The organism is Exiguobacterium oxidotolerans JCM 12280, from assembly GCF_000702625.1.
In the GTDB taxonomy this organism is placed as follows: Bacteria; Bacillota; Bacilli; order Exiguobacteriales; family Exiguobacteriaceae; genus Exiguobacterium_A; species Exiguobacterium_A oxidotolerans.
This window is the reverse complement of sequence record NZ_JNIS01000001.1, coordinates 979140-996065: the sequence shown is the minus strand read 5'-3', so window position 1 is coordinate 996065 and position 16926 is coordinate 979140. Positions and strand designations below refer to the sequence as shown.

18 protein-coding genes are annotated in these 16926 nt (G+C 47.5%); 14 read left to right on the top strand and 4 right to left on the bottom strand.

Translation table 11 applies throughout. The annotated features are described in order from the left end of the window. Window positions 1-852: 852 nt before the first annotated feature. Window positions 853-1224, bottom strand: a complete 372-nt coding sequence (locus P403_RS0105115; RefSeq protein ID WP_029331485.1) for an SH3 domain-containing protein — start codon at window positions 1222-1224, stop codon at window positions 853-855. A 291-nt stretch (window positions 1225-1515) separates the two neighbouring features. On the opposite strand from P403_RS0105115, the gene P403_RS0105110 reads away from it, so the two are divergent. Genes P403_RS0105110 through chrA form a run of 4 tightly spaced genes read left to right on the top strand, consistent with a single transcriptional unit; the run spans window position 1516 to window position 5420 of the window. Continuing rightward, window positions 1516-1917 carry a Rok-like winged helix domain-containing protein gene (locus tag P403_RS0105110; RefSeq protein ID WP_029331484.1) on the top strand — a complete coding sequence of 134 codons (402 nt, stop codon included), beginning with the start codon at window positions 1516-1518 and terminating at the stop codon, window positions 1915-1917. A gap of 57 nt (window positions 1918-1974) precedes the next feature. Next, entirely contained in the window at window positions 1975-3018 is a 1044-nt protein-coding gene (locus P403_RS0105105; RefSeq protein ID WP_029331483.1) for a glycosyltransferase family 4 protein, read from the top strand. 59 nt (window positions 3019-3077) lie between these two features. Next, on the top strand, window positions 3078-4199 hold the full coding sequence (locus P403_RS0105100) for a DUF418 domain-containing protein (protein ID WP_029331479.1): 1122 nt from the start codon (window positions 3078-3080) through the stop codon (window positions 4197-4199). A gap of 54 nt (window positions 4200-4253) precedes the next feature. After that, window positions 4254-5420 carry a chromate efflux transporter gene (chrA, locus tag P403_RS0105095; protein WP_029331478.1) on the top strand — a complete coding sequence of 389 codons (1167 nt, stop codon included), beginning with the start codon at window positions 4254-4256 and terminating at the stop codon, window positions 5418-5420. Between the two features lie 688 nt (window positions 5421-6108). Here the strand turns inward: chrA and P403_RS0105090 are convergent. From P403_RS0105090 to P403_RS0105080, 3 genes are all read right to left on the bottom strand, one after another. After that, window positions 6109-6549 (bottom strand): GNAT family N-acetyltransferase, encoded by a 441-nt coding sequence (locus P403_RS0105090; protein WP_029331477.1) that lies wholly within the window; start codon window positions 6547-6549, stop codon window positions 6109-6111. After that, window positions 6524-7561, bottom strand: a complete 1038-nt coding sequence (locus tag P403_RS0105085; RefSeq protein ID WP_029331476.1) for an LCP family glycopolymer transferase — start codon at window positions 7559-7561, stop codon at window positions 6524-6526. The genes P403_RS0105090 and P403_RS0105085 overlap by 26 nt, the downstream gene beginning before the upstream one ends. A gap of 86 nt (window positions 7562-7647) precedes the next feature. Continuing rightward, window positions 7648-8286 carry a YigZ family protein gene (locus tag P403_RS0105080; RefSeq protein ID WP_029331474.1) on the bottom strand — a complete coding sequence of 213 codons (639 nt, stop codon included), beginning with the start codon at window positions 8284-8286 and terminating at the stop codon, window positions 7648-7650. Window positions 8287-8374: 88 nt separating this feature from the next. Between P403_RS0105080 and P403_RS0105075 the strand changes: the two genes are divergently transcribed. From P403_RS0105075 to flgL, 10 genes are all read left to right on the top strand, one after another. Then, entirely contained in the window at window positions 8375-9547 is a 1173-nt protein-coding gene (locus P403_RS0105075; RefSeq protein ID WP_029331473.1) for a sensor histidine kinase, read from the top strand. After that, window positions 9544-10239: a response regulator gene (locus P403_RS0105070; protein WP_029331472.1), complete on the top strand. Its 696-nt coding sequence runs from the start codon at window positions 9544-9546 to the stop codon at window positions 10237-10239. The genes P403_RS0105075 and P403_RS0105070 overlap by 4 nt, the downstream gene beginning before the upstream one ends. A gap of 134 nt (window positions 10240-10373) precedes the next feature. After that, a complete protein-coding gene (locus P403_RS0105065) occupies window positions 10374-11219 on the top strand; it encodes a DegV family protein (RefSeq protein WP_029331471.1) in 846 nt (281 codons plus the stop codon). Window positions 11220-11360: 141 nt separating this feature from the next. Further along, window positions 11361-12575, top strand: coding sequence for a helicase-related protein (locus tag P403_RS0105060; protein ID WP_029331470.1), 1215 nt, complete (start codon window positions 11361-11363; stop codon window positions 12573-12575). A gap of 272 nt (window positions 12576-12847) precedes the next feature. Further along, window positions 12848-13210: a ComF family protein gene (locus tag P403_RS16780; RefSeq protein WP_235195245.1), complete on the top strand. Its 363-nt coding sequence runs from the start codon at window positions 12848-12850 to the stop codon at window positions 13208-13210. Window positions 13211-13471: 261 nt separating this feature from the next. Continuing rightward, complete coding sequence (locus tag P403_RS16580; protein WP_159173375.1) at window positions 13472-13633, top strand: hypothetical protein; 162 nt, start codon at window positions 13472-13474, stop codon at window positions 13631-13633. Between the two features lie 36 nt (window positions 13634-13669). After that, complete coding sequence (gene flgM, locus P403_RS0105045; protein WP_029331464.1) at window positions 13670-13918, top strand: flagellar biosynthesis anti-sigma factor FlgM; 249 nt, start codon at window positions 13670-13672, stop codon at window positions 13916-13918. A gap of 89 nt (window positions 13919-14007) precedes the next feature. After that, window positions 14008-14415 carry a flagellar protein FlgN gene (locus P403_RS0105040; protein WP_029331462.1) on the top strand — a complete coding sequence of 136 codons (408 nt, stop codon included), beginning with the start codon at window positions 14008-14010 and terminating at the stop codon, window positions 14413-14415. A gap of 12 nt (window positions 14416-14427) precedes the next feature. Beyond that, window positions 14428-15954: a flagellar hook-associated protein FlgK gene (gene flgK / locus P403_RS0105035; protein WP_029331460.1), complete on the top strand. Its 1527-nt coding sequence runs from the start codon at window positions 14428-14430 to the stop codon at window positions 15952-15954. Window positions 15955-15961: 7 nt separating this feature from the next. Next, the gene (gene flgL, locus P403_RS0105030; protein WP_029331458.1) at window positions 15962-16921 is read left to right on the top strand and encodes a flagellar hook-associated protein FlgL; all 960 of its coding nucleotides are present in this window, start codon (window positions 15962-15964) and stop codon (window positions 16919-16921) included. The last annotated feature ends 5 nt before the right edge of the window (window positions 16922-16926 follow it).

Genomic DNA, 16926 nt, shown 5'->3' with positions numbered 1-16926 from the left:
GGTTCGTTGTTTCATCTGATTGATCTCTTTTCATGTGAGTTAAACAGGACCGCTTCCCTGAGCGGTCCTGTTTGTTTATCAGGAGCAGGAAGTAAAAAAGTGAATTGCGTCCATCTAATGGAAATTTTATAAAAGAGGTACCTTGCAGCTAAGCTGCAATCAGATGACTTGGATATTGTACAAAACCTCATATAATTTTAAACAGAGGAGCATCGTCCCGAAGGGGCTGATGCTCCTCTGTTTTTATCTTTCGATCGATCACCCTTTTGACACGCCGCTGGGCACCGGGATGGCACTGTAATATGCTATTCCGGACTATACTGGCTGTAACTAATCTATATTTGAAGGCGATCTGGATGATACCGACCTTCCAAATATGCCACCAAGCCCTTACACGGTTCTCGATGAACTGTTGATTCCGGCCGACGATGGGTTGAGACTCATCATTGACCTCTTCTCTTTCGATTTCATTACGGAGTTACTCGGGAAAACTTATTGCTATGACAACGGCGGATGGCCTGATGTTCAAATACTTTTTCTTGAAGGCCTATTTGAACCTGTCCGATGTTGACTTGGTCAGACGGGCGACCGGTACTTCCTTTGCCTGCTAAATTCTCTTTCGCGGCATGAATTTTGAATTCCGATGTACATTAAATTGCCCGGTCGGATACAAAAACGACATTTGAATTCGACTTTAAGACGTGGTGGTGTTCATTGAATATAATTTTACTTACGTGATCTCCTCTCCTCCCGTCCAAGTTAGCTAAATTTAATATACCGAGGTCTGAAAACAGAAAAAATCCCAAAGTGAGTCACTTTTTTTAGTGTCTACCATTTAGGGAGCAGTTCATTTTAGATGAGGTACTTACTTTTTTGACTGTGTGTAAATCTAATCAGATAGGTTAAAGTCTTCGCGAAAGAAGTCCCCGTGGCGACTTTCTTTAAGTATGTTCCTAGCACGTAACCCGTCTTTCCTTGATAAGAGAGTTTGTACCAATTCCCTTTACGGTAAGAGGAGCTGATCTGTGTATTTTTCGGGATTGTCGTCAACTTTTTCGACGTGGTTGTATTGGATGATCGAAGATTTAAGGAATCTGTTGTTTTATAGGTCGTTTTCGTAAAAGAAGTACCGCTAGCTGCCGATACTAAAGAAGACGGAAACGCAACCGTGAGTAGAAGCAAAAGTACTAGTGCAAACGACAATATTTTAGTTAATTTGTCCATTAATTTTCCAGTCTCCTTTTGTGTAAAATCAATAGTTAGAACACCTTTACGAATAAAATAAGTGCTTTTGAGATAGTTTAATTTATAATTTATATGTTCCGTTCTAGCTCCTTTCTGTTAATATGAGGTGTAACCATTGTATCGGGTGTTTAGTGAAAATATTACAGGATAATTAAATATTTAAAAAAATTATATATTATAGAGACAATTTATAGTCTGTAATATTTCAATAAACATACAATTGAAACATATTTGAAATATTTATGTTTAATTTTGGAAGGTAGGGTAAACATGGGAACGAGTGAACACATTTATCGTGAGTTGATGGAGATTGAAGAAGAATACCGCCGTCTTCAACGGCGTGCAGAATACTTGATTGCAGAGTTGAGTCGTGGTGCTGGAGAGTATTCAAAAGAAATCGCCGTAGCACAAGAACGCCCTCTAAAACAACGGCGTGTCAATCAGCGTTATCCGCTTGAAGTGTACGTCCACCAAATCAGTGATTTGATGCGTGAACGTGAATCGATGTCGGCACGTGACATTCAAATGGAACTTGAATTACGTTACCGTCACCAAATCAGTAACATCTATCAATTGATGGCGAAAGTCGAGCAAGCGAACCCGGCAATCAAAAAGGTTGGCCGTGGGATTTATACATATGATCCGTCTGCTGAAGTCCCAATCTTCATGTGAGCCGCTCGTCGGCTCTTTTTTTTTATGATATAATTCGCGCAGGAGCGTGATGTTATTATGTTATGGACTGCGTCCATCGTCTGTTTTATCGCGGCCTTACTGATCACACCCGTCGTAAAACGCTTTGCGATTGCAGTCGGTGCCGTTGACAGTCCGGACGCGCGAAAAGTACACGTGCGAATCATGCCACGTTTAGGTGGGTTAGCGATTTATATCGCCTTCATGATTGGCTATTTTATTTTGCAACCTTCGAGTCCGTATGCGACTCATATTTTAGTCGGAGGATTCGTCATCATTTTGACGGGGGCCTTCGACGATCGATTCCAATTGAATGCCCGTTTGAAACTGATGGGGCAAATTGTTGCTGCCGTCATCGTCTTAAATGGAGGTATTCGAATCGAATTCATCAACTTGCCGTTTGATCAACAACTGTTTCTCGGTTGGTGGAGTGTACCGTTGACGTTTCTTTGGGTCATCGGAATCACGAATGCCGTTAACTTGATTGATGGACTGGATGGGCTTGCGGCCGGTGTCTCGAGCATCGTGTTGTTGACGTTGATCAGCCTCGCCGTCATCCAAGGAAATGTTTACGTGACGATCGTTGCGATTTTACTCTTGATGAGCACGCTCGGCTTTTTGTTCCATAATTTTTATCCGGCGAAGATTTTCATGGGGGATACGGGGGCCTTGTTCCTTGGATACATGCTCGGTGTCTTATCGTTACTTGGTTTTAAAAACGTGACCTTGTTCTCGCTTGCCGTTCCGGTCATCTTGCTCGGGATTCCGATCTCCGACACGTTGTTTGCGATCGTCCGGCGTGTTCTTCAAGGGAAACCACCGTTCGCACCAGACAAAGCCCATCTCCATCATCGTCTGCTCGATCTTGGATTTACGATGCGCCAAGCTGTGCTCGTGATTTATGGGTTGTGTGCGATTTTCGGCATGACAGCGATTTTATTTTCACAAACCAATTCCATCGGGGCACTCGTTTCGTTAATCATGTTATTGATTGTGCTCGATATCTTAGTCGAATCCCTCGGACTACTTGGCGAACGCTATCGTCCGTTATTGAATTTACTCGAACGACTTACATCAAAATGACCAATCAGCCGCTCAAAATTTGATTTTTGGGCGGCTGATTGACGATTAAGGAGACTATTATGAATCCGATAGCGGAAAAAGAACGGATTATTTATTTGGATGTCCTCCGTGGTTTTGCACTGTGTGGGATTTTGCTCGTCAACATGCCGAGTTTTCTCGGGGAACGGTTCGTGACCGATATGGGACAAGTCGACCGATTGCTCCGGCTTTTCTTTGATTTGTTCATTCAAACGAAGTTTTATACGTTGTTCAGCGCGTTGTTTGGTGCTGGCTTTATCCTCTTCATCGACCGGCTTCGTCAAAAAAAACGTTCGTTGTGGATTTTTGTTCGCCGTTTGACGATTTTATTTGCGATTGGTCTCATTCATTTATTGTTTTGGGAAGGTGACATTCTCCAAACGTATGCGTTTTGCGGATTCCTTTTGTTGCTCTTCGTCAAAACACGACCGCTGACCAAACTCTTCATCGGTCTGGCCCTCCAACTGTATACGGTCTCTCTCTATCTTTCAATTTATCTTTTCGCTCAATCAGAGGGCGATCGTTCCATCATTGAACCGGACGGTCGATTGGCCGATCTTGTTGCCGGACGTGATCTCGGAGGTTATTTCGCTTATCATGCGACCGTCCAATTGCCGGATGCACTCGGAAATACGTTGATGCTTTGGCCGGAAATTTTATCTCTCTTTTTAATCGGCGCCTATTTAATGGAACGCTTTTCAGTGCGGCCACCGACAACACGACTACTCATCGTAGGGTTCCTCGTAAGCTTGATTTTGTCACTCCCTGCACTAACGCAAATTATTCGCGTCCACCAAGGACAGGTCGCAGATGGACTAATCAATTACTTTTTCGTCTGGTTATCCGGACGGACGCTCGCCATTACTTATGCGACAGGCATCGCCTTGGTCGTTCGAGCCGGGCTGCGAATGGAAGGGTTCCGCTTGCTCGGACGGATGGCGCTAACGAATTATTTGACGCACACACTCGTTTTTACAGTGCTTGTTTTCTTATCCGGGACATACGGCACAATTCCGCTGTGGCAAGGGACATTAGGGGCTCTCATCTTACTAGGTTGCCAAACGTTCTTCTCGCGTTGGTATTTGCGACGACATCGTCAAGGGCCGATTGAAGCTTTGTGGAGAAAAGGGACATATGGAAAACAAAAGTCGACCGAACTGTAAGCTGTCACAAAAAATTTACAAACGTTGCGTATACTAAACGCTGGAGGTGGAGAAATGAGTAGATGGATAGAAATCTTCATCGTCTCTTTGAAGCTCGGCTTGACATCGTTCGGAGGTCCTGTCGCGCATCTCGGATACTTTTATGAAGAATACGTCAAACGAAGGAAGTGGATTGACGAGAAAGGCTACGCCGATCTTGTGGCACTTTGCCAGTTTCTTCCCGGTCCGGCATCGAGTCAAGTCGGGATGGGAATCGGGTTGATTCGTGGTGGCGTCGTCGGTGCAATCATTTCCTTTATCGGGTTTACATTACCATCGAGTCTGTTATTGATCATGTTCGCACTGCTTGCGACAACTTACGATTTGACCGATGCGGGATTCATTCACGGTCTGAAACTCGTCGCAGTGGCGATTGTTGCCGACGCTGTACTCGGAATGGGGATGAAGCTTGCTGTTGGACCCAAACGGTTAGCATTGATGTTACTTGCGCTTGCCGGTGTGTTAATCTTCGATCATCCGCTTGCACAAGTCGGTGTCTTACTACTGGCGGCATTGTTCGGATTATTCTTATTTAAAGTTGAACCACAATCTGGTCAACCGTTAGCCATTCACGTATCACGCGTATGGAGCATCAGTGCGCTCATACTCTTTTTCGGTTTGTTGGTCGCGACACCGATTTTAGCAACGGTAGCGACGGGAAACGTGCAGCTCGCGAGCATCATGTACAATGCCGGTGCACTCGTGTTTGGGGGCGGTCACGTCGTCTTACCGTTTCTCAACCAGGCACTCGTACCAGGATTTATGGACGGAACGAACTTTCTAGCGGGGTATGCCGCGGCCCAGGCTGTTCCCGGTCCACTCTTTACATTTGCGACCTACCTCGGGACGGTCATTTCAGGTGTGTCGGGTGGTCTGCTCGCGACATTGGCGATTTTTTTACCCGGTTTTCTGCTCGTGATTGGCGTCGTCCCGTTTTGGGATCGCGTCCGAATGAATAAACAGGTCGGACGGATGTTGATCGGCGTCAATGCAGCGGTCGTTGGTTTGTTGTTAGCCGCCTTATATGACCCGATCTTTACATCGAGCGTCGAGACGAGTCTCGATTTCTTCGTCGCCTTCGGGCTCTTTTGTTTACTTCGTTTTTATAACCAGTCGCCGTTACGCATCGTGTTACTTGGAGCAGTGATTGGAATGGTGTTAAGCGGAATCGGTCTCGCTTAACACAGAGGAGTGTCTAACTGGCCGTTACTTCATCTAGGTATGATACAAACTAAAAACGCCCTGTCTTTCTAATAGACAGCGCGTACAGCGTGTAGACAAACTCTTATGAAGCGTTAACATGCGATAACGGGAGACAATCCGGTCGCGCTTCCCTGTCTCGCCTCGTCTTCAAAGCGGCAATCTTCCGCGCCGCTACAGCAAAGCTGCAGGGTCGCGACCGATTGCTTTTCGCGGTTCTAAGCGATTCGAGACAGATTGCGCCCTAAACCGTCTGCATGACTGGATTTCCGTCATAGTGTTACCTAAAAAGCGTCACGTTTCGTTGACTCCTGCGGGGAGAAGTGCGTTTTTAACGCACTTTTAGAGGCAGGCAAGACCCTGCTTCTTGTCCGTTAGGATCAAGGAGCAACGGCTTGCGCCTCGCCCGAGGAAAGCAACGAAAAAAGACGCTTGATCTCCCGATGGCACTTTGTCTACAGCCTGAACGCGCTGTCTTTCTAATAGACAGCGCGTAATCGTTTTGAACAAGGAATGCGAACTTTTCCATATGTGACTTGGATAGGTTTCAAGACGGCATGAGCGAAAAGAATAGTCATAGAAATGGCCGATGATTCCATGAAAAGACAGAATCATCGGCCGTTTGATTGTTGTCGGAGACGTACGACACAAATATTGATTTTGATTTGACTTATGAGTCAGCTCCATTGTTTTCAGTCTTACGCTTGAGGTGGGCGAGGACGATGTCTTGCCGGACGGTCGTTGCGTCTTCGATGAAATTGAATTGATGATAAAGCGCAATCGCCGGCGCGTTCATTTTTGCAGTTGAGACGAATTGCAAATCCTCTGCTTCAAGCGCATGGCGCAGTAAACGAGAGGCGACACCTTGCCGGAAAAAATCGGGTGCGACGATCAGACGTGTAATCGTCCGATCGGAAAACGTCAGGCAACCGATGAGTCTAGATTCGGACGTCAAGACGTAACCGAGCGGAGCTTCTCGCATCAATTCAGCCAGCGTTTGGCGCAAAGGTGGAAAATCGGTCGTACCGATTAAATCCGCCTCTATTTGATAAGCACGTTTTTGTAATGCGAACAACGCCTGAAAGTCAGTTTGCTTCAGTCGACGTATCATCTGTTGTCTCCGAATCGTCAGCCGGTGCCTCACTTGCTTGGTTCGTCGGCAGAGCGAGTTGTTCTTTTAAGATGGCTTTGGCTTCTTTTAGCGAAGCTTTGTCCAGTTTGTAATAATAGCCGCCATTGATTCGGGCATCCGATCCTTCTAAGTCAATCCGGTTGACGGTCGCGAGTGACTTGACGAACGGCTGCAACTGGAAAGCTTCCGTTAACGACATGTTCGTTTGGAAATTATCGCCGGTCGCTTGCATCAATTGATTCAACTTTGTGATTGAACCAAGCGAAGTCGATTCATCGATGATGGCTTGTAAGATTTGTTGTTGGCGTTTTGTACGACCGATGTCACCTTCGGGATCTTCGTAGCGCATCCGGGCATAGGCGAGTGCTTCTTCACCGGTTAATGTCTGAACACCGGGATCGAGCTTGACGCCGCTCTGTTGATCAGATGAATCGAGTGTGTCGATCGGCAACTTGACGTCGACGTCGACTCCGCCAATTGCATCGACAATCGCTACGACACCATTAAAGTTGATTGAGCCATAATAGTCGATCGGGATATCGAGCAAGTTCTCGACCGTCTCGATCGTTGAATCGATTCCTCCGAACGCATACGAGTGGTTAATTTTATCTTCGTAGCCGACAGATGGGATCATGACGAGGGAGTCCCGGGGGATACTCAACATGCTGACTTTCTTTTCCGCTTTGTTGAAGGTGGCGACAATCATCGTGTCTGATCGTGAAGCAGTGTCACCAGGGCGTTCGTCCGTCCCGACGAGCAGGACGGAGAAATGATCTTTCGTCAAATCGACGGCCGCTGGACGTTTTTCTGATTTTTCACCACGGGATAATTTCACTTCTGTTTTGTTGGCTGTTTGAAAGGTTTTATGTGCGACGTAGGCGAACGTAGCGCCACCTGTGACTAAGACGATGAGAAATACGGTGACGAAAATCTTAAACCAAGAGCGTTTTGATTTTCGTTTATTAGAACGAGATCGTGTAGAATCCTTCACTGTTCATTGCCCCTAACTTTACTGAATAATTAAAAAACTTTTAAATTCTTTACAAACAGTATAGCAGGTCGAGACAGAATGTCACGTCAGGTCACATCGTGCTCGATGTAGCGAGAACCATTTTCGCGTATCTTCGCTTGCCCATTCGTCAAGTTCGTCATCCACTCGATGAATGGGGCGACATCGTTTGAATTGACGAGGACGTCGATTTGAACATGATCGAGGTAATGAATCTGGTCGATGATGTGACGCGTCGCCCGGAGTTCGTTTTCTAATTTTCCGAGCCACGTGTAATCGACCGTCACTTCAAGGAGGTCATGAGAGACACGTTCAACGACGCCAATTGTATTCAATCCTTCTGAGACACTTGAGCCGTAAGCACGGATTAAACCACCGCCGCCGAGCTTGATTCCTCCGAAGTAGCGGGTGACGACGACAACCGTATTCCGGAGATTACGTTTTTTCAACACTTCGAGCATCGGAACACCGGCCGTTCCACTCGGTTCACCATCATCATTCGCTTTTTGGATGTCATTTCGTTCACCGATGACGTACGCTGAACAATTGTGATTGGCGTCATGGTGTTGCTTTTTAATCGCCGCGATGAAGCGCTGTGCTTCTTGCTCAGAGGTGGCGCGTGCTAAATATGTAATAAATCGTGACTTTTGGATAATGATTTCATGGAAACCATTTTCTTTTACTGTATAATAATTAAATAATGACATAATCAAAAATGTCCTCCTCGTTAACTAGTTCTTTCTAGCATAACGACGAATCGGGAGAGAGACAACCACGGGGACTGGAGGGAGTAGCATGACGAATGAGATGAGGGAGCGGCTGTCCTTGAATGATATCGTACAGAACATCATTGGTGTCGTAGAAGAAAGTCGGGAAGAAATCGTTCGAATTACAGAAGATTCAAGAGAACAATACGCAGAAATCCAACAGGAGTTACGGGATTTGAAGACGCGTGTTCATGACTATATTAAAGAAGCCGAACGACTGGAACGACTGATCAAGGATTCAAAAGCACGACTCGTCGTCGTCAGTAAGAACTTCGATCATTACTCCGAACAAGACGTCAGAAGTGCCTACGAAACGGCGAATGCCCTTCAACTTGAGTCGTTCATCAACCAACGGGATGAAATGAACTGCCGAAAGCGGCGGGATGAACTCGAGCGCCGCTTAGTCCATCTCGATGAGACGATTGAGCGAGCCGACATGCTGATCAGTCGCGTTTCGGTTGTCTTGAACTTTTTAACGGACGATATGCAGGTAATGAACGAAAAGTATGAAAAGGCGATGCAAAAACAAGAAATGGGCTTAAAGGTCTTTCAGTCGGCTGAAAATGAGCGAAGGCGCCTATCTCGAGACATGCATGATGGACCCGCACAAACGCTTGCTCACGTTTTGATTCGTGCAGATTTGATTGAAAAGATTCACCAGCATAATGGAGCAGAAGCAGCCTTTGAAGAAATACATCGTCTCCGGATCTTGATTCGTGACGGGCTCGCGGATATTCGCCGGATCATTTATGATTTACGTCCGATGACACTCGACGATCTTGGATTTGTTCCGACACTCGAGCGTTATCTTCGTCATATGCAGGAAATTTCGAACATTCCGATTCATTTTAATTATCTTGGCGGTGGGGAGCGGATTGAGTCGACGTATGAAGTCGCTGTCTTCCGAATTGTTCAAGAAGCCGTCCAAAATGCAGTTAAGCATTCCAAAGCGAGTGACATTCGTATTATCATAGAACAGTATCAACATTCTGTCCGTATTCATGTGAAGGACAATGGGATCGGGTTTAACTTTGATGAAATTTTCGCTTCGTGCGATGAGTCGTTCGGACTTGTTGGCATGCGTGAGCGAATTGAGTTGATTGATGGTGAGTTTGAAATCGAAACGAAACCAGGCAAAGGAACGGTCATCAAGGTAAGGATTCCGATCGAAGAATCCGAAGCGAGAGGGGAAACACAGTGAATAACGAGCAAGTAAAAGTAGTCATCATCGACGATCATCAGTTATTCCGGGAAGGCGTCAAACGGATTCTTGATTTTGAAGAAGAATTCATCGTTGTCGCGGAAGGGGCGAGCGGAGCGGAAGTGATTCCGCTCGTCGAAGCCCATCAACCGGATATCGTCTTAATGGATATTAATATGCCGAAAGTCAATGGTGTTGAAGCGACAAAACGTCTCATGGAGGTCCATCCGGATGTCCGCGTCATCATTTTGTCGATTCATGACGATGAGACATACGTCATGCACGCGTTAGGCGCGGGAGCGGTTGGTTATCTTTTGAAAGAAATGGCGACGGATGAACTCGTGAATGCGATTCGTTCCGTCTACCGTGAGGGGGGATACGTCCACCCGAAAGTCACACCGAACCTTTTACAAGAGTACCGTCGTTTGATGAAGATGAAACAAACGATGTCTTCCCAACCGATTGAAAAACGCGTTGCGGAAGCACCGTTACACGTTTTGACGCGTCGTGAGTGCGAAGTACTGCAGTTGCTTGCTGACGGTTTCTCGAACCGGGCGATTAGTGATACGCTCTATATCAGTGAGAAAACAGTCAAAAATCATGTTTCCTCAATCTTGCGTAAAATGAATGTACCCGACCGGACAGGTGCTGTCGTTGAAGCAATCCGACGCGGTTGGGTTGTCGTCGTATAATAAAAAGACGGTTGCCAAAGCGGCGCCGTCTTTGTTTTTGTATCGAAATGAACTATGATACACTTAATAACGATTGTGACGTGTCAGAAAATTACAAGTCACGACGGAACTCTTAAAAGCGAGGAAATTCACGGATGAGCCAGATTGTGATTTTAACGGATAGTACAGCCTATCTGCCAACTACCTATTGTGAAGAAAATAATGTTCATGTCGCACCGCTCAGCGTCATTTTTGATGGTGACGCATATCGGGAAGGGTTCGATATCTCAGTCCCCGAGTTTTATGCAAAAATTCAAACGGGAAGTCTGCCAACGACTTCGCAGCCGAACATCGGTGACCTCACGGATGCCTTTGAACGACTACCGGCGGGAACAGATATCATTGGAATTACATTGTCGAGCGGGATTAGTGGAACGTATCAAGCTTTACATACCATTAATATGATGGTGGATCACGTTCAAGTTCACCCGGTCGACTCACGTATTTCATGTATGCCGCAAGCGTTCTTAGTGAAGGAAGCAGTCCGGATGCGTGATGCCGGGGCGACGGCAACAGAAATCGTCGCACGTCTTGAAGATCTTAAAGGGATGATTCGCGCCTATTTCGTCGTTGATGATTTAGAGCATCTACAACGGGGCGGACGCCTCAGTATGACGCAAGCCGTCGTTGGTTCTTTCTTAAAGATTAAACCGGTTCTTCATTTCGTCGATGGGAAAATTGTTCCGTTCGAAAAGATTCGGACGTTCAAACGGGCGGTTAAACGGATTGAAGAGATGATGGAAGATACGATTCATAATGAGGGTGCAGGATATGTCATCGGTGTCATTCATGCCGAAGACGATGCCAAAGCACGTGCTGAAATCGAAGTGCTCGAGCAACGATTCCCGAAAGCGCAAATTGAAATGAGCGTGTTCGGTCCGGTTATCGGCACACACCTTGGTCCTGGTGCAATCGGAATCACGTGGTACAAAGCAGATTAATTAAAATAAGTGTTGCACCGAGAAAGAACATCACTTCAATGGGATGTTCTTTCTTTTTTGACTCGTCTTTACACTGCCAGCAGGAAGCGCACGCAAGACTGACGAAAGGAAGGGGAGTCTCATCAAGAAAGGGAGTGAGTCATGGATATTCGAGGACGCCTGATTCCGAGCGATCAAGTAAAGGTTTCGCTTGGTTCGAATGAACGTCGGTATCCTGCTGTGACGTGGCGGTGTCAACGATGCGGGGGACTGCCGACACGCGGACCATGTACATGCGGGAAACGCTGTTACTATTGTCGGCACTGCCTCATCTTCGGTAAATTAAGGACGTGTGATACGCTCGTCACGGATGCCCGTCCGCTTGACTCCGTCCTGCCGAGTCGGCACGAGGCGCTCGCATTAACACCCGACCAACAACGGATTGCGACGGCGATTGAACGAACGATTGAGCAACAAGGACGTTTGCTCGTCCACGCTGTCTGCGGTGCCGGAAAAACACCGATGCTGTTTCCCGGCATCGAGACGGCACTGCGTCTGAAGAAACGTGTCCTCATCACGACGCCACGGGCGGATGTCGTCCGAGAATTAACGTTACACGTCAAACGTGCGTTTTTGGACGCGCGGATCGTCTCGTTGTTCGGCGGCTCGGAGGAACGTCTTCAGCTCGGAGATATCACGATCAGTACGACCCATCAATTGATTCATTACCGTGCTTGCTTTGACGTCGTCTTCATCGATGAGGTCGATGCCTTTCCCTATAGTACGGACCGGACGCTACATCGCTACGTCAAACGGGTGATGTACCGCTCGGCATCACTCATCCTTCTCAGTGCAACCCCCTCCTTTAGGAACAAACGCCTGCCGACCGTTCGCCTGATGCGGCGGTATCACGGCTTCCCGTTACCTGTTCCACAACTCCACTTTTCCTATACACCAGTCCATTTGATTGAGTGGCTTCACAGTCACGCAGACAAACCACGACTCGTCTTTGTGCCGACCGTTGCCGTACTCGCGTTATGGCAGGAGCGACTCGAACAAGCGGGATTAACGGCTGAAACGGTCCACGCGGCAGATCCTGACCGAATCGTTAAGGTCGAACGTTTTCGGACGACGGCAACGATTTTATTGACGACGACGATTTTAGAACGGGGCGTCACCTTTTCGAACGTCCAAGTCGCGGTCGTCGATGCAGACGTGTCGTTTACGGCAGCAGCATTGATTCAAATCAGTGGACGTGTCGGGCGAGATGCCGCTTTCCCGAGTGGAGAAGTCATCTTTTTCGCAAATGATCGATCGAATGCCCTATACGAAGCAATCGCTGATATTCAGCGTGCGAACCGGGAGGGTTTCCGATGAACTGTCTGCTTTGCCACCAATTTTTTGTACCGAGCTGGTCATTGTCGAACGTATGGACTAGGCAAACGGTATGTCGAACCTGTAAAATAAAGTTTGTAAAAAGAGGGGAATGCACGGACTGTGGAAAACCGGGTCTCACCCTTTGCAGTGATTGTCAGCAGTGGCGGCGACTCGGTCATGATTTGAAGACGGACCCATTGTTTTTATATGAGGCAACCGCAAAGGATTTTTTGAAGCGCTATAAGTTTTTAGGGGATACGGCACTGTTGGACGTGTTTAAAGAAGAGCTGAAGAAGGTAAAAGTGAAACAGGATTTCATTGTGCCGATTCCGCTCAGTCGAGAGCGTCTGAGTGAACGGCGTTTCAATCAGGCGGAAGGCATCGCCCGGATGATGCGTGGAAAGGTCGCATTGTGTTTGGCACGTTCAGATGGTCCGGCGCAAAGTCGCAAGGCAAGGCGAGAGCGCCTGTCTCGAGCCAATCCGTATGAAGTGATCACTTCCGTCGAGGGGAAAACGATTTTACTCGTCGATGATGTGTATACGACGGGAACGACCTTGCATCAAGCGGCTTTGCGACTACGTGAAGCCGGTGCAAAAGAAATTTCTGCCGTAACTTTATTTCGAAGTGTTTAAGAATTCTTCATTTCTGCCGATATTCATAATGAGGTGAAGGAAATGGATGTATTAAACTGCAAATCTTGCGGGAAATTATTTGTTCGTCAATCTTCTGACCTGTGCATCGATTGCATTAGGAAAGATCATACTGATTTTGAGAAGGTGCGTGAGTTCCTGCGAGAACGGCGGAAAATCCGAACCTCACCTATTGATGTTGAGCAAGCGGTCGGGGTCAAACGAGAAACAGTCCTCCGGTACATTAGGGATGGGCGTTTACTGATGTCAGAAATCACACAGATGGAAATCACGTGTGAGAGTTGCGGGAAACCTTCCCGTGACGGTACAATCTGTGCCGATTGTCGTGAGAAATTACGACGCGACCTCGCCCAAGCGATGCTAGATTCTTCTGCCCCTTCGAAACCGAGAACGTATCGAACATGAATTAAGAATCTTGTAATCTAGAAAGCAGGTGTTCACATGCGAATTGATTCTACGAAATGGGTGAATATGCCTAAAGCGTACGAAAGAAATCAAGCAGTAGAAGGAACAGAAGCAAAACGTACGAATCGGCCGGATGAAGTGACAATCTCGAGTGAAGCGCGTGCGCGTTTCAATGAGACACCCACAGCACGGACCGAAAAAATCGAATCCCTTCGTCAAGCCATTCAGGATGGAACCTATAAACCAGACGCGAAAAAAATCGCGGAGCGTTTTTTGAACTTGTAACAGGGACAACTAGGACAGTAGAGGCGACTCGGGGCACGGATGCGCGGGTCGCTTTTTATATGAAGAGCAAACTGTGAGGAGGCAATCGGATGGAAATCCTTGAACAACTCGTAAGTGAGCACGATGCTTTATTGAATCTCGCAAAAGAAAAAAAGACAGTCTTGATTCAAAATGATATGAAGCGACTCTCACAAATCGTCAAAGAAGAACCGGTACATCTGAAACGGATCGAACAGCTCGAACAACAACGGCTTGAACGGATGGGACAGGTGACGATGACGGAGTGGTTACAAGATCACCCGGAGGATGTCGCTTCATTACGCCGCTTGTTACAGACGATCGGTCAGCTCAAACGACTGAACGACCTGAACGCTGAATTACTCGAACAATCGCTTCATTATCTCGATTGGCACTTACAATTGCTGATCCCGGAAGCTGATGATTTTACATATGGTCAGTCCGCACTCGACCGCACACACTTCAACCGGAATGCTTAAGGAGGTAGACGAATGGCATCAACTTTTATGGGGCTTGAGACTGGACGTCGGGCACTGACGACGAACCAATGGGCGCTCCAATCGACAGGAAACAACATTGCGAACGCCGGAACGGCTGGTTTTTCACGTCAACGCTTAATCATGGCGACGACAGAGCAACTCTCGATGTCGATCGGAACAGGCAAGATGGGGCAAATCGGCACAGGCGTCAAAGGGGAATTGCTTGAACGGGTGCGTGACGTGATGCTCGATAAACAGTATCGCGACGAAGCGACGAAGACATCATACTATGGTACGAAAGAAGCGGCATTCGGCCGAATGGAAGACATCATCAATGAACCGTCGGATACCGGTCTATCAAAAGCTTTTGATGGATTTTGGGAGTCGCTCCAAACACTGTCGACGAATCCGCAAGATTCCGGGGCGCGCAGTGTCGTCCGTCAAAAAGCAGAAACCTTGACGCAAACGTTCAACTACATGGCGAAGGCGCTTAATCAAGTGCAAGGTGACCTGAAAAGCGAAATCGACGTCTCGACGAAAAAAGTCAACGATTTGTTCAAAAAAATTCACAATATCAATGCGGAAATCCATACGGTTGAGCCGCTCGGTGTCTTACCGAATGCGCTCTATGATGAGCGGGACCGTTACTTTGATGAGCTCGCTGAATATGTCGACTTTGAAAAAGTCTCCGTCGACAGCGATGCGATCCAGCAAGGGCAGCTCGGAAATACCGTCAAAACGGCAGAAGGACGGATCGATGTCCGGATTAAACTACCGAACGGCGATAAGTTGCTTGCAGTCGACTCGGATTTACCGAAGGCCGGTACACTCACGTTTACGACCGATGCGAACGGACTTTATACAGGGTTTAAGACAGATTCACAAACGATTTCATTTGATGCAGCAGGCGGCTTCTCATCAGGTCGATTAATCGGTCTGATCGAGATGTATGGTCATGTCGAGAATGGTCAAGCAACAGGCGAATACGTCAACATGCAAGGGCACCTCGATGAGATGGCAGCAACCTTTGCCGAAGCCTTCAACACAGCCCACGCAGGGAATCTTAAAAAAGACGGGACGAACGGGACAAACGAATTTTTCGGTTCATCCAACGGTCCGATCACGGCGAAGACGATCGCACTCGGAAGCGAAATCAAGAAAAGTCTCGATAACATCGCGACGTCGACGGATGGAAACATCGGGGACAGCGCCGGTGCCTTGAAGCTCGCCAACATGAAGACGGCAAGCATTCGTTTCGACCAGTCGGATACGACAACGACAATCGGTTCCTTTTATCAAAACGTCATCGGTGACATGGCGGTCGCGACCGACCAAGTCGCGCGACTCGGGCAAAGCTCGGCCGTCTTGATGGAAAGCGCGGAACAGCGCCGTATGTCAGTCTCGGCTGTCTCAATCGATGAAGAGATGACGATGATGATTCAGTACCAACATGCTTACAACGCGGCAGCGCGTAATATCACGACGGTTGATGAGATGCTCGATAAGATCATCAACGGTATGGGAATCGTAGGACGGTGATGACTAAATGAGAGTAACGCAAACGATGCTGACGAAAACGAATATCGGACATTTATCGTCAAGCTACCAAAAATTAAGCACGTTACAAGAGCAATTGATCAGCGGTAAAAAAATCCAACGTCCCTCAGAAGACCCGGTCGTCGCGATGCAAGGGATTCGTTACCGGACAGAAGTCCGTGAAGTCGAACAGTTCAAAAAGAACGTCAACGAAGCGACAGGTTGGATGGACTTGACGGATTCGGCACTGAACGAAGTGACGTCGGCGATGAGTCGCGTTCGTGAATTGACGACGCAAGCAGCAACGGATACGTATGACGCGACACAACGAAAAGCAATTCAAAGTGAGGTCGGGCAACTGATTGAACACATCGGGACACTCGCCAACACGAAGTACAATGAAAAAGTCATCTTCAACGGAACGAAAACGGATCAACCGTTCGTTTCGATGGAAGGTCTAAAAGAGTATTTAGCGACGCCCGGTAAGTCTGTCGATACGGTCTTTACGGACGGGAACCCGGCCGGTAAAGACAGCGAAGTAATCCGCTATGAAGTGTCGTCAGGGATTGAAGTCCAGGTCAACGTCTCACCGACGAGCGTGTTTAGCGCAGAGACGTTTACAACACTTAAAAAATTATATGATGCGCTCGGTGGTGTCTCAGACACGGGAGCCGTCGATAGCTCAAACAATGGAGCCGAGTTGTCAGGGATGCTAAAGGATTTAGACACGATGCTGAATCAAACGGTCGAGACACGAGCGGACCTCGGAGCACGCGTCAATCGTCTTGAACTGAATGCGTCACGCCTTGAAGATCAAGAAATCATCGCGAAGTCCGTCATGTCGGATAACGAGGACATCGAAGCGGAAAAAGTCATCATGGAACTCAAATCGTACGAGACGCTTCACCGGGCCGCACTCAGTGCCGGGGCGCGAATCATTCAACCGACACTACTCGATTTCCTACGTTAAGGAGG

What these genes read in the sequence shown, in the direction of transcription:
- P403_RS0105110 (WP_029331484.1), top strand. Translation starts at nt 1,516, where the DNA reads ATGGGAACGAGTGAACACATTTATCGTGAGTTGATGGAGATTGAAGAA.
- P403_RS0105080 (WP_029331474.1), bottom strand. Translation starts at nt 8,286, where the DNA reads ATGTCATTATTTAATTATTATACAGTAAAAGAAAATGGTTTCCATGAA.
- P403_RS0105105 (WP_029331483.1), top strand. Translation starts at nt 1,975, where the DNA reads ATGTTATGGACTGCGTCCATCGTCTGTTTTATCGCGGCCTTACTGATC.
- chrA (WP_029331478.1), top strand. Translation starts at nt 4,254, where the DNA reads ATGAGTAGATGGATAGAAATCTTCATCGTCTCTTTGAAGCTCGGCTTG.
- P403_RS0105090 (WP_029331477.1), bottom strand. Translation starts at nt 6,549, where the DNA reads ATGATACGTCGACTGAAGCAAACTGACTTTCAGGCGTTGTTCGCATTA.
- P403_RS0105100 (WP_029331479.1), top strand. Translation starts at nt 3,078, where the DNA reads ATGAATCCGATAGCGGAAAAAGAACGGATTATTTATTTGGATGTCCTC.
- P403_RS0105065 (WP_029331471.1), top strand. Translation starts at nt 10,374, where the DNA reads ATGAGCCAGATTGTGATTTTAACGGATAGTACAGCCTATCTGCCAACT.
- P403_RS16580 (WP_159173375.1), top strand. Translation starts at nt 13,472, where the DNA reads ATGTCAGAAATCACACAGATGGAAATCACGTGTGAGAGTTGCGGGAAA.
- P403_RS0105040 (WP_029331462.1), top strand. Translation starts at nt 14,008, where the DNA reads ATGGAAATCCTTGAACAACTCGTAAGTGAGCACGATGCTTTATTGAAT.
- P403_RS0105115 (WP_029331485.1), bottom strand. Translation starts at nt 1,224, where the DNA reads ATGGACAAATTAACTAAAATATTGTCGTTTGCACTAGTACTTTTGCTT.
- flgL (WP_029331458.1), top strand. Translation starts at nt 15,962, where the DNA reads ATGAGAGTAACGCAAACGATGCTGACGAAAACGAATATCGGACATTTA.
- P403_RS0105075 (WP_029331473.1), top strand. Translation starts at nt 8,375, where the DNA reads ATGACGAATGAGATGAGGGAGCGGCTGTCCTTGAATGATATCGTACAG.
- flgK (WP_029331460.1), top strand. Translation starts at nt 14,428, where the DNA reads ATGGCATCAACTTTTATGGGGCTTGAGACTGGACGTCGGGCACTGACG.
- flgM (WP_029331464.1), top strand. Translation starts at nt 13,670, where the DNA reads ATGCGAATTGATTCTACGAAATGGGTGAATATGCCTAAAGCGTACGAA.
- P403_RS0105060 (WP_029331470.1), top strand. Translation starts at nt 11,361, where the DNA reads ATGGATATTCGAGGACGCCTGATTCCGAGCGATCAAGTAAAGGTTTCG.